The organism is Parafrankia sp. Ea1.12 (genome assembly GCF_900465275.1).
Lineage (GTDB): Bacteria > Actinomycetota > Actinomycetes > Frankiales > Frankiaceae > Parafrankia > Parafrankia soli.
This window is the reverse complement of record NZ_UBIZ01000165.1, coordinates 1-12,322: the sequence shown is the minus strand read 5'-3', so window position 1 is coordinate 12,322 and position 12,322 is coordinate 1. Positions and strand designations below refer to the sequence as shown.

Here is a 12,322-nt window from a genome sequence, read left to right as displayed (position 1 = left end):
GGCACAGATCCGCGGGCAGACCCGGCCCGCCCCCGCCGGCTCCACCCGGGTCTGCCCGCGGATCTGTGCCTGCTGCGAACACCGCTGGACGACGCGCTGGCCGACCCTGACGCCGCGCACGTCGCGGCCACGATCATCGACGGCGCGCTCGCGCACACGGCGCCTTAGGGTCCGTCACGGCACCCGGCCCGCATGCTCCGCCGGGCCACGTCTCCCGCCGGGCCACGTCTCCCGCCGGGCGTGTCGACTGCCGGGCCGGGTCCACCGCTGAACCGGGTCCTCTGCCGGGGCGCGTCAGCCAACCACAGACCGGGACTCCGCGCCGGGGAACCAGCTGCCAGGCCCTGACATGTTTTGACCCGAGGCAAATCGGCAGTCTTGCTCTCCCGCAACGATCGCCTCGCTAGGGTTATTTCGACGCAACTGCCCATGTTCGAGGGGGTTTGTGCGATGACGGACCCGGGCCGGCACGACCACCGGGCGGGCGGTCACCACCCACCGCGGATGAGCACATCCCGGCCGATCTGAGGGCCGAGCGCGTACCACAACGTCACGCCCGCGCGGCGGCGCGGCGGCGCGGCCGTCTCCGCCCGGCCCGGCCCGAGCCCGCCCGGCCCCGGCCGGCACCCGCGCACACAGCACCGGCAGCGATCCTCCGTCAGGCCGTGCGCGGTGCGTCGTTTCCTGACCCTGACCGTGAAAGGATCCATTTCTCCCATGTCGGTCACCGAGACTGTGCCTCAGGATCAGGACCAGGATCTTCCGTCCTTTCCTTTTCCGGACACCTTCAGCCCGCTCCCGTCGGGAACACTGGCCGAGATCGCCCGGCGCGCGCCCGCGATACGGGTTCGCTTCGGCCCCGGGCAGATCCCGATCTGGCTCATTGTCCGGCATGCCCCGGCCCGGGCGATGCTCAGCGACCCGCGCTTCTCCCGTACGAAGACGCTTGAGTTCCGGCCCCCGCTGACCGGGGCGCAGATTCCCGACCCGAACTCGCTGCTGTGGCTGGATCCGCCCGACCACACCCGTATCCGACGGCTGGTCTCCACCGGATTCGCCCACCGCCGCATCGAACAGCTCCGGCCGTGGGTCGCCGAGACCGCCCGCCGGCACGTCACCGCGATGACCGCCAAGGACGCCCCGGCCGACCTGCGCGCCGCCCTGGCCGCCGCGCTGCCGGTCGACGTCATCTGCCAGATCCTCGGCGTTCCGGAAATCGACCGGGAGAACGTCCGGACGTGGAGCGAGACGCTTTTCCGCTTCGCCACCAACCGGGAGGCCGCCGCCGCCGGGCAGAAGGCCCTGTACGGCTACATGGACAGCCTGGTGCGCGAACGGCAGGCCCAGCTCGCCGCGGGAGAGCCCGTGACGAAGCTGTTCGACGTCCTGATCACCACCCAGGACACCGACGACGGCCGGCTGAACGAGGTCGAGCTGCGTTCGCTGGCGCTGACGCTGCTCATCGGCGGGTTCGAGACGACCGCCGGCGTGATCACCAATGCGGTCACCACGCTGCTGACCGACCGGTCGCAGTGGGAGTCGCTGGTCGGCAACCCCGCGCTGCTACCGAACGCCGTCGAGGAGCTGCTGCGTTACCACCCGCTGTCGATGACCTTCCCCCGGGTCGCGACCGAGGACGTCGATCTCGGCGAGTTCACCGTGCGGGCCGGCGAGGTCGCGATCGCCCCGTTCGCCGCCACCAACCGGGACCCGGACCTCTACGACGACCCCGACCGGCTCGACCTCACCCGGGAGCCGGTGGCGAACCTGGCCTTCGGCCACGGGGCGCACCACTGCATCGGTGCGCACCTGGCCCGGGTCGAGCTGACCGAGGTGCTCTCCGCGCTGATCGACATCGTTCCCACCCTGCGCCTGGCGGTGCCGGTGTCGGAGCTGCGCTACGAGCTCGCCGCGCCGATCGGCCGTCCGGAGAAGCTACCCGTCGCCTGGTGACTCACCCGCCGGCGCGCCTGCCCACCCCGGCGTGGCCCGTCCGGCCACGTCGGGGTGGGCGCCGCGACCGGACGGGCTCCCTCGTCACGAGCGCAGACCTCAGGCCCGCCACGCACCCGTCGGCCCACCCGTCGGCGACCTCACGCCGAGGCCGAGGACGGAGCGCTGCTCGCGGGACCCTTGGTGGGATCACCGTTCGACGACCAGGCCGACCACATCCGCGCGTAGTGACCACCCGCGGTCACGAGCGCGTCGTGTGAGCCGCTCTCCACGACCCGGCCCCGGTCGAGGACGACGACCCGGTCGGCCGCCGCCGCCTGCGTCAACCGGTGGGCGACCAGCAGGACGGTGCGGCCACTCAGCGCCCGCTGTGCGGCGAGCTCCAGTCGCCTGGCCCCGGCGCTGCCCGCCTCGGCGGTGGCCTCGTCGAGGATGACGATCGGGGCGTCGACGAGGAGGATGCGCGCGAGCGCGAGCTCCTGGGCCTGCGTCGGGGTGAGCCGGTGGCCACCCTTCCCCACGACGGTCCGGATGCCGGACGGCAGCGCGGTGACCCACTCCAGCGCGCCCGCCCGCTCCAGCGCCCCCTCGAGGTCCGCTTCGGTGGCCTCCGGCCGGGCCAGCCGAAGATCCTCGATCAGCGGCCCGGCGAACACGTGGACCTCCTGGGTGATCAGGCCCACCGACCGGCGCAGCTCGTCCGGGCCGAAACGGTCGACCGGCTGGCCGCCGAGCCGCAGCTCACCGGACGCCGGCGGGTGGAGCCCGGCGACGAGCTTGGCCAGCGTGGTCTTGCCGGCGCCGCTGGCACCGACCACCGCCAGGCGTTCCCCGGCCGGCACGGCGAGGTCGACACCGTGCAGGACCTCATGGCCGGCCCCGTAGGCGAATCGGACGTCGCGCAGGTCGATCGACGGCTCGGTGAGGACCGTCTCCTCCCGCTGCTCCGGCAGCGGCACCCCGGCGACACCGACGAGACGGGACAGTGCCGCGCCCGCCTCCTGCACCATGTCGATCATCATCAGCACCATGTTGACCGGTTCGAACAGGCGGCTGAAGTAGAACGCCGCGGCCGTGGCCGCGCCGACCGTCACGGACCCGTCCCGGACCAGATAGAAGCCGGCGACCAGGACGGCCGCCACGCCGATGGCCTCGGACAGGTGCATCCGGCCCCAGAAGCGCGTCCGGAAGCGCATCGCCCGGAAGGAGCAGTCCATCGCCTCCTCCGACCGCCCCGCCATCAGCCGCAGGTGGTCGGGACCGAGCCGGAAGGCCCGGACGGTGTCCGCGCCGCCAACCGAGTCGAGCAGCTGCTGGGCACGGGCGCCCTCGGCCACCCGCTGGGCGGCGAACACCGGTCCCGATCGCCGCAGGTACCACCGCAGCGCGTAGAGGTCCGTCGGCACGGCCAGCAACGCGACGGCGGCGAAACGCCAGTCGATGACCGCCAGGCCCACCGCCGTCATCCACACCAGGAAGACGGACATGGCCAGCGTCGGCACGATGTTGCGGATCGCCGTCGTCACGACCTCGACGTCACCGCTGATCCGCGCCACGAGGTCGCCGGCGCCACTGCGCTCCACCGCGCCCGAGGGCAGGTGCAGCGCCCGCTCGACCACCTCCTCCCGTAACGTCGCCAGAACGGGCTCGGCGACGAACGCGATCAGCGTCCTGGTCAGCACCTGGAAGACGCCCGTGGCGACCGCGACGAGCACCAGGACCTGGACCGGCCAGACGATCGCCCCCCGGTCACCCTCGATCGCCGCGTCGATCACCCATCCGAGGGCCCGCGGCGTGACCAGCTGGACAGCCGCGCCGACCGCCAGCGCCAGGACCGTGAGCACCGCGAGATACCAGCGGGGCCGCAGCAGGCGGAGCGCGTACCGCCAGGTCTCGCCTGCTCCCGCCTTCGGGAGGAGACCGTCCTCGGGCTCCGGGCCCGCGGACGGGCCTGGGCGGCGCCTCATGCGAGCACCAGCTCGCGGTAGCGGGGGTGCGAGCCGACGAGCTCCTCGTGGGTCCCCTCGGTCGTGATCACGCCGCCGTCGAGCACCACGACACGGTCGCAGAACGACAGCACGGCGGGGCTCGAGGTCACGCAGACCGTGCTCGCGCCGTCGCGCAGCTGTCTGACGCCCTGCGTGATCTTCAGCTCGGTGAGCGAGTCCACCGCGGTCGTCGGCTCGTGCAGCACCAGCACGGGGACGTCCGCCGCCAGGGCCCGGGCAAGGGCGACCCGCTGGCGCTGACCGCCGGACAGCGACACCCCGCCGTGCAGGAGCCGGGTCCGCAGGCCCTCGCCGAGCACCTCCTCGAGGTCGTCGAGCCCCGCCGCCGCGACCACCGGGCCCAGCTCCGCCCCGGGCGCCGCGGAACGGATGTTGTCCGCCACCGTCCCCTCGAACAGCTCGGCGTCGTGCGGGGCCACCAGGACGACCGATCGGGTCTCGTCGGGGTACAGCTGCGCGACGGACTCACCGTCGAGCAGGACGGTTCCGGTCTCGGGGTCGGCGTCGCGGGCCAGGACCGCCAGCAGGGCCGCCGCCTCCTTCGGATCGGAGGCGACGATGCCGACGAACTCGCCCGCCGCCACCTCCAGGTCGAGACCGCGGATGGTGCCGGCCGAGAAGCCCTCGAAGCGGAGGCGCCCGGGGCCGGCCGCCGTGGCCTGGCGGGTGCCGCCGACCGCGTGGGGGGCGTCGAGGATCGCGGCGATGCGACCGGCCGAGGCCAGCGACTGCGCGCGCTGCGAACCGAAGCCGGTGATCCGGTTGAGGGGATCGACGAGGAACTGCGCCAGGCCGACCGCGGTGATCAGCGCGCCGATGCTGATCGACCCGCCGGCGGCCAGCCGCCCCGCCACCAGGGTCACGGCGGCGAGCAGACCACCGGCCAGCACGACGGCCACCGCCCGCACGGTCGACTCCGCGGCCGCCGAGCGCAGGGTCGCACCCAACGCCTCCCGGCTGGCCGACCGGTAACGCGCGACGGCGGGACGCTCACCACCGAAGCCCTTGAGGACCCGCAGGCCGGCGATCAGGTCCGCGGCCAGGCCGGTCGCCGCGGCCATCTTCGCGCGTTCCGCGGCGCTGCGGTGCTCCAGCGGCCGGCCGAGCACATGCGTGATCACCAGTAGCAGCACCGAGCCCGCGGTCACGAGGGCGGTGAGCGGCAGGGAGAACCGGACGAGGGCGACCACGGCCACGCCGACTCCCGCGAAACCGGAGATGGCCATCGCGGTGGCGTAGTTCAGCATGCCGACCTTCAGGGCGTCGCCGGTCGCCAGGGAGACGAGCTCGCCGGGCATCCGCTCGGCCCCGGCGGCGCCGCGTGGGTCGAGAACCCGTTCGGCCAGCAGCATCCGCAGGTCGTGACCGGCCCCCTGGGTCGCCCGCAGGTTCGCCCGGAAGCCCCACCTCATCGCGCAGGTCAACACCACGAAGAGCCCGAGGAGCGCCGCCAGCCACCACAGCATGGACGGGCCGTCCCCGGTCGCGACCGCGCGGTCGACGGCGAGGCCGATCGTGACCGGCACGAGTGCCTCGGCCACCTGGTGGCACGACAGGAAGAACGACGAGGCGCCGAGGTGGCGAAGCTGGCCCCTTCTCGCCCGGCGCAGGATCGACGCGGCCGTGTGGGTCTGACCGGTGGAATCAGGTGCCACCGCCGCGTTCACGGAGCGTTCCACCCGGCGCCATGAGTTCCTCGCACCGCGCGCGCGGGTTCTCTTTCCTCCCGCTGCCGGGCATACAGCCGGGACCGTTTGGTCGGCAGGTTCTTCCATAACAGGTCTGGCGGCTCGACCACGTTGCCGTCAATGCCCACCAGGACCGGATCGTCCCACTTAATTTTTGTCTCCTCGGCCGTCGGATCGGGAAGCCGTCGGCGCGCGCATCGAATCAACGGGAACTGTGATCGCACCTTTCGACTTCCCCATACTTGTACGCTTTGCAGCCGTGACCGTCTCTGCATCTACGGCCAGATAGCCAACACAAACGGCCAACATCAACACACGGATCCGGGCGCAGGCCGCCGACCTGCACATCCAGCGCGGCCGACGGCCAGACTGATCGCCTTCCGGCGCGCGACCGCGACCGGTAGACCACAGCAGGCCCCGTTTGTACACTCTCGACCATGACCGCCTCCGCACATTCCGCCAGGAGAGCGCCGGAAACGGCCAGAGCCAGCCTGGTCGATGTGCGCCGAGGGGGGCAGGCCCTCGGCGGCAGCTACCTGTACGAGGGCGAGCGGCTCGTCACCGGCTGGCACTCACACGACCTGCACCAGATCGAGTACGCGGTCGCGGGCGTGGTCGAGGTGGAAACCGCCACCGCGCACTACCTGCTGCCGCCGCAGCAGGCCGCGTGGATTCCCGCCGGCCTCGAGCACCAGGCCACCATGAACACGGCGGTGCGGACGGTGTCGGTGATGTTCGACCCGCGGCTCGTCCCGCATCCCGGAGACCGCGCCCGCATCCTCGCGGTGGCCCCACTCATCCGCGAAATGATGATCTACGCCCTGCGGTGGCCGATCGCCCGGGCGGAGCACGACCCGGTGGCCGACGGCTTCTTCCACACGCTCGGCCACCTCGTGTCCGAGGCACTCGACCACGAGGCGCCACTCAGCCTGCCGACCTCGACCGACCCGATCGTGTCGGCGGCCATGGCCTACACCCAGAACCATCTCGACTCGGTGACGGTCGGTGAGGTGAGCCGGGCCGTCGGCGTGTCCGAGCGGACGCTGCGCCGCCAGTTCCGCTCGACGCTCGGCCTGTCGTGGCGCAGCTACCTCCTCCAGGCCCGCCTGCTGCGCGCGATGGCGCTGTTCGCCGTGCCCGGGCAGTCGGTGCTGGAGGTCTCGACGGCCGTCGGCTTCGACAACGGCAGCGCGTTCGCCCGCGCGTTCTCCCAGTACTGCGGCGAGACGCCATCGTCCTACCAACGGCGGATAAGCACCGCGCCGCAACCATTGACCGTGTCCGGCACCGCGGCCGGGCAGCAGGCCTGACGCCGCGGCTCCGGCACGCCCGACGGCTCCGGCCAGCCGGGGCGAAACTGAAAAGCCGGCAGCGCCTCCCGCATTTCACCCGGCTGCCCGGGCGACCGAGATGACGGCTATTAACGCCTCTCGTGCGCCCTTTTCGATTCCCGATCGGGGAGCATCCCAGATGCCGCGGCCCATTCGGCGCCAGACATCCCAAGTGCGACCTTGAGTTCGCATTCCGGCGGCGCTTCAACGCCATCCGAAGCAGCTGGGGTAGCGTTCGCTGCGCGCCTTCAGGCGCGTCAGGAAAACGACCACCGAGAAGGGGATCCAAAGAAAATGATCCAGCAGCAGGAGCAGCGCCAGATCGAGCAGCAGCGGCGCCAGGTGGAGCAGCAGCTGCGCCAGAACTGGCGGCAGCTGCGCTACCGCATCCTCGACCAGTTCGGCCAGGTCAGCACGGCGGACCTCGACGCCGCCACCAACATCAACGACCTCGTCGCCCGTATCGCGGACAAGACGAACCACAGCGAGCGGTACGTCGAGAACCGCCTGCGCGAGCTGTCCGGTGTCGCGGCCAACCAGGGCGGCCTGTTCGTCTGAATGGACTGTCCAGCGCATCTCGGCGCTGGACAGCCGGGCGATCGGCAGCGCCAGCCGTCCGGCACCCCACGGTAGAGGAATGCCAGGCCGGTCAGGACTCGGCACATCCTGGGGGAACGTGACGTAAGCCGGCACCCCGCCCGAACTTCGATCGCTACTCGGCGCGTGCTCTCACTCCGCCGCGCCGAGTAGTGACCGAAACTCGAGAAGATCGTCCATCAGCTTGATGTTCTCCGGGGTCCTCGGGAGCTGACGCAGCTCCTCGAGGATCACGTCCGTTTCCTCCATGGTGGGAACATCATTGATCGACTCGACCAGCCTGACGATGTCCGTCATGGGAATACCACTCTCCCGCCGTTGTGACGCGGATGGGCCGACCCGGTACCACACCACCGGATGTCACGCAAACCAAGAGTCGCACACGGCGATTCACCGGAAGTTAAGCTCCGGGCTCCTTCCGTGTTAAATGCCCCTCTGGAACCGCTTCGGTACGGTGGGCTACATCTCGCCCGCAGTGCCAGAGCCGGTAGCGGCAAGGCCGCTACCGGTCCGCTGGCCGCGCGCTACCTGCGCCAGGGACCCTCGTCGCACCCGGTTCACCCGGCCGTGTGATCCGCGGCGGCGTCCCGGTAGCCAGCGCCGAGAGCCCGCGGCCCGAGCGGCCCGCGCCAGAGAAAGGCTCCAGTTCATGCCCATCGATGTGTCGCAGTACGCCGGCGTCTCCGCGACCGACTACCTGCTCGAGCTCGTCGACCTGTTCGAGAACTCGAACATCGGAATCATGGTCACGGGCTTCGACGGAACCGTGCGCCGGGCGAACCGGGCGCAACACCGGATCGCGGACTGGCCCGACGCCAGCTCGTCGCCCTCCGGGCTGTCGGCCAGGGCGCTCCTGGACGCCGCGACCTGGGACCGGCTCACGGCCACCGCGGCCGACGGGTACGCGCTCCACAACGTGCCGGTCACGGTCCGCCGGGCCGACGACTCGACCGCGGACTGCCTGCTCGACGTCAACGGCGAGCCGGACGGCGGCATGCTCCGCATCGTCACCCGGCCGGCGTTCCAGGCGTCCCTGCCGGGGCCCGACAGCACCGACGCGTCGGAGTGGCACCGCGAGTGGGACCAGGCCGACGTCACCCCGCTCATCGAGCCGCTCGACGAGGCGGGCGTCCAGTCGCTGACGAAGGAGCTCGACGATCTCTTCGAGCTCCTGCCCGTCCCCGTCCACGCGATGGCCCGCACCGCCGAGGTGCGGCGGACCAACCAGGTTCACCTGCGGTTGCTCGGCTGCGAGGACGAACCGGCGCGGTTCGTCGGCCAGAACCTCCTCCCGATCTTCGCGGTCGAGGCGGACCTGGTGGCGATGGGCGAGGCCATGACCGGCCAGAGTGGGATCGTCAACTTCCCGACCACGATCCGCCGGCTCGACGACTCACTCCTGCCGATGATCGTCTATTCGAGCATGGTGATGCGGGACGACGCCTTCGTCGGCACCCGCTGCTTCGTCTTCTTCGCCGACGCGTCGGACGCCCCCGACAGCGCACCGGCCGGCGAGCCTGCCTGAGAGCCGACCCGGCGGGGCCGATCAGTCGGGGCCCGTCAGGCGGGGTGGCCCGGTTCCATGTCGCGCACGTCCTGGAACCCCAGCTGGCGCAGCGGACCGTGGAACTCCCCCGCGACCGGATCGATCACGAACGCCGTGTGGTCACCGACCTCGACTGTGGTCATCACGGGACCGGCGAACCAGGCACGCGGACCCGCCAGCACCGGCATCCCGAACGGCCCACCCGACCAGCGACAGCGGGCGAACTTGTCGACCTCGTCGCCGGTGAGCTCGCCGAACAGCTCCGACAGCTCCCGGTCGGCGACGTCGAGGAGGTGCACGGCCAGGTGCGTCGCCCGCCGGGCCACGCCGAAGGTGTGGTTGCCGCGTGAGACGCAGACGAGGTAACGCGGCGGATCGATGCTGCACTGGGTGTGGAAGCCGACGAGGCAACCGCTGCGCTCACCGCCCGCCGCGGTGGTCACGATCGCCATCGGATAGCTGACGACGCTCACCGCCTCGTGAAACGCGCTCGGTTCGACCATGGATCGCCCAGCTCCTCTCCTGCCCAGGTACGGCATCCCCCGCCCAGGTGCGACGTTCCCCGCCCCGCACTGCCGGCCGCCGGGTCGGCCGGGTGCCTGGGACATTCCCAGAGATCAGCGCCTCACGCCCGTCCCGGCGGTCGCACGGCGCGCCCCGCCAGGCGCGCCCAGCGGCCGGGCCGCACCGGCTGCCTTCCGGACCCCGGGCCGGGCCAGCTCGACGACCGGGGCGTCCCGATCGGGATCTGGTTCTGAGCCGTCCGCGAGCACGTGGCGTACCGTCGGGAACACTGTGGGCGTCGAGAACACGCTGGGCTCCGACAAGGCGATCCGGGCCGGCACACCGCCACGGGCGGTGGTGATCGTGCACGACGTCACGGATGGGGCCGCCGTGGCCGAGATCGGCAGCGTCGGCGACCGACTGCGCCACCACGGCATCGACTTCACCCTCGTCACCTCCGGCTCACCGCCGCCCTCGCCGCGGTCGCTGGACCTGGTCGTGGTCATGGGCTCGGACAAGTCCGCCTACGACGACACCGTGCCCTGGCTGCCGTCCGAGCTCGCCTACCTGCGGGCCGCGGTCGAGGCCGGGACACCGGTGCTCGGGATCTGTTTCGGCGGCCAGTTGCTCGCCCGCGCCCTCGGCGCCGCCGTGCGGCAGGCGCCGCGCCCCGAGCTCGGCTGGCGCTCGGTGACGACAGCGGCGCCGGATCTCGTCCCCGCGGGCCCATGGCTCGAGTTCCACTTCGACACCTTCGACGTCCCGCCCGGCGCCGAGGAGATCGCCTGGACCGCGGACGCCCCGCAGGCGTTCCGCTCCGGGCCGCACCTGGCCGTCCAGTTCCATCCCGAGATCACGCCGGCCAGTTTCGAGGGGTGGGTCCGCGGGTGGCGGGAGCAGGGGCTCGAGCCGTGGCTGCGCGGTCACGGCGTCGACGCCGCCGCCCTGCGCGCCGAGATCGCCACCCGGGCCGACGAGGCGCGGCACCGCTCGGACGCCCTGTTCGACGCCTTCTGGACGAGCATCCGCACCACAGCCGGCTCCAGACGGCCCCGGGCGAAGTGAGCCAGCCGTCCCGGCCCGACGGGCCCCGGCAGGACGTCCTGCGGGCGAACGCCGCCGCGGGCCTCGAGGGCGTCGTCGCGAAACGCCGCTCGTCGCCGTACCAGCCACCGTTCCCGGACGTCCCACCCGAGCAGGCCCGCGATACTGGACGGACGACGGATCCGGTGCGGCGGCCTGGAGGGGACAGTGATGGCGGACGTCCCCCCGGGAGTCGAACCGCTGGAGGAGGGCGATCCGACCGAGATCGGCGGCTACGCACTCGCCGGCCGGCTGGGCGTGGGCGGGATGGGCACCGTCTACTTCGTTGACCTCCTCCCCGGCCTGAAGACCGGGATTCCCACACCTCGCGGTGCGGGTTCCTGCTTCATCAACGGATGCCTCCTCGCTTCAGGAGCGAGGCGGTCTCACTCCATCTCCACAGGCAGACACCGCGAGCCCCGCGGCCAGAATGTTGACCGCCGCGTTCACGTCCCGGTCGTGGACCGTGCCGCAGCCACGACAGGCCCACTCCCGGACGTTGAGCGGCAGTTTCTTCACGATCGACCCACACACCGAACAGGTTTTGGACGACGGATAGAATCGATCGACCGCAATGACGGTGCGACCGTACCAGCCGGCCTTGTACTCCAACATCCGCCGCAACTCCGACCACGAAGCGTCGGATATCACCCGCGCGAGCGAATGGTTCCTGACCATGTTACGGACGGACAGATCCTCGATGACCACCGTTTGGTTCTCGCGGATGATCCTCGTGGACAGCTGGTGGAGATGATCCCGACGCCGGTCGGCGATCCGACCGTGCACCCGGGCGACCCTCGCTCGGGCCTTCGCCCGGTTCACCGACCCCCGCACCTTCCGGGACAGGTCCCGCTGCGCACAGGCCAGCCGGGCCCGATCCCGACGCTCGTGCTTCGGGTTGGCCACCTTCTCCCCAGTCGACAGGGTGACCAGCGAGGTGACCCCCGCGTCGATCCCCACCCGCCCGGGCGACACGGGAAGAGCGGTGATCGTCTCTTCGACCAGGATCGAGACGTGGTACTGGCCGCGGGCGTTCCGCGACACCGTGACCTGCGAGGGCTCCGCCCCGTCGGGCAGCGGACGCGACCAGACGATCGCCAGCGGCGCGTCCTGCTTCGCCAGCGTGATCCGACCGTCCCGAAAACTGAAACAGTTCCGGAAGTAGGTCGCCGAGTCGAGAGCCCTGCCCTTCTTCTTGAACGTCGGGTAGCCGGCACGTTTCTGCCAGAAGTTCACATACGCGGTCTGGAGATTCCGCAGCGTGGCCTGAAGTGGGCCTTTTGACGGCTCGGCGAGCCACGCCGTCTCCGGGTCGCGCTTCCACGCTGTGAGCATCCGGTCGGTCTCGGCGTGAGTGACCCGCCGCTGCTCCTGGAACCAGGCCCGGTGCCGTTCGGCGAGCGCCCTGTTGTACACGTAGCGGACGCAGCCGAAGGTTCGCGCGAGCTGGGCGGCCTGATCGGGGGTCGGGTTGAAGCGGTAGCGGTACGCCCGCTTCACCACCTTCGACCCCACAGGTGCCAGCGTAGCGGGCACGCCCGTCACACTGTCGTCGATGCGCTAACCCTGTCCTGAAGGACAGGGCCTGCGCGCTACGCATCTCGGTCACCC

Annotated in this window: 10 protein-coding genes and 1 pseudogene; 6 read left to right on the top strand and 5 right to left on the bottom strand. The window is 71.4% G+C overall.

Annotation, left to right across the window (positions count from 1 at the left end):
- Nucleotides 1-168, top strand: a pseudogene (locus FMEAI12_RS39700) (amidohydrolase); the annotation flags it as partial.
- Between the two features lie 549 nt (nt 169-717).
- A complete protein-coding gene (locus tag FMEAI12_RS04765; RefSeq protein WP_071066872.1) occupies nt 718-1,953 on the top strand; it encodes a cytochrome P450 in 1,236 nt (411 codons plus the stop codon).
- Between the two features lie 140 nt (nt 1,954-2,093).
- On the opposite strand, the gene FMEAI12_RS04760 is transcribed toward FMEAI12_RS04765, so the two are convergent.
- A complete protein-coding gene (locus FMEAI12_RS04760) occupies nt 2,094-3,920 on the bottom strand; it encodes an ABC transporter ATP-binding protein (RefSeq protein ID WP_071066871.1) in 1,827 nt (608 codons plus the stop codon).
- Nucleotides 3,917-5,629 carry an ABC transporter ATP-binding protein gene (locus FMEAI12_RS04755; RefSeq protein ID WP_112105103.1) on the bottom strand — a complete coding sequence of 571 codons (1,713 nt, stop codon included), beginning with the start codon at nt 5,627-5,629 and terminating at the stop codon, nt 3,917-3,919. Before FMEAI12_RS04755 ends, FMEAI12_RS04760 begins: the two co-directional genes overlap by 4 nt.
- A 458-nt stretch (nt 5,630-6,087) precedes the next feature.
- Between FMEAI12_RS04755 and FMEAI12_RS04750 the strand changes: the two genes are divergently transcribed.
- Together FMEAI12_RS04750 and FMEAI12_RS04745 are read left to right on the top strand one after the other, a co-directional pair.
- Complete coding sequence (locus tag FMEAI12_RS04750; RefSeq protein WP_071066870.1) at nt 6,088-6,960, top strand: helix-turn-helix transcriptional regulator; 873 nt, start codon at nt 6,088-6,090, stop codon at nt 6,958-6,960.
- Between the two features lie 315 nt (nt 6,961-7,275).
- A complete protein-coding gene (locus tag FMEAI12_RS04745; RefSeq protein WP_071066869.1) occupies nt 7,276-7,539 on the top strand; it encodes a hypothetical protein in 264 nt (87 codons plus the stop codon).
- Nucleotides 7,540-7,710: 171 nt separating this feature from the next.
- Here FMEAI12_RS04745 and FMEAI12_RS37015 read toward each other — a convergent pair whose 3' ends face one another.
- Entirely contained in the window at nt 7,711-7,875 is a 165-nt protein-coding gene (locus tag FMEAI12_RS37015) for a hypothetical protein (RefSeq protein WP_165938707.1), read from the bottom strand.
- A gap of 352 nt (nt 7,876-8,227) precedes the next feature.
- Here FMEAI12_RS37015 and FMEAI12_RS04740 point away from each other — a divergent pair, with 352 nt between their 5' ends.
- Nucleotides 8,228-9,103 (top strand): hypothetical protein, encoded by an 876-nt coding sequence (locus tag FMEAI12_RS04740; RefSeq protein ID WP_235013704.1) that lies wholly within the window; start codon nt 8,228-8,230, stop codon nt 9,101-9,103.
- A 35-nt stretch (nt 9,104-9,138) separates the two neighbouring features.
- Here the strand turns inward: FMEAI12_RS04740 and FMEAI12_RS04735 are convergent, their stop codons facing one another.
- Nucleotides 9,139-9,627, bottom strand: coding sequence for a flavin reductase family protein (locus tag FMEAI12_RS04735; RefSeq protein WP_112105100.1), 489 nt, complete (start codon nt 9,625-9,627; stop codon nt 9,139-9,141).
- 292 nt (nt 9,628-9,919) lie between these two features.
- Between FMEAI12_RS04735 and FMEAI12_RS04730 the strand changes: the two genes are divergently transcribed.
- Nucleotides 9,920-10,693: a type 1 glutamine amidotransferase gene (locus tag FMEAI12_RS04730; RefSeq protein ID WP_112105099.1), complete on the top strand. Its 774-nt coding sequence runs from the start codon at nt 9,920-9,922 to the stop codon at nt 10,691-10,693.
- Between the two features lie 387 nt (nt 10,694-11,080).
- On the opposite strand, the gene FMEAI12_RS04725 is transcribed toward FMEAI12_RS04730, so the two are convergent.
- The gene (locus FMEAI12_RS04725) at nt 11,081-12,211 is read right to left on the bottom strand and encodes an RNA-guided endonuclease InsQ/TnpB family protein (RefSeq protein WP_368672052.1); all 1,131 of its coding nucleotides are present in this window, start codon (nt 12,209-12,211) and stop codon (nt 11,081-11,083) included.
- Nucleotides 12,212-12,322: the final 111 nt, after the last annotated feature.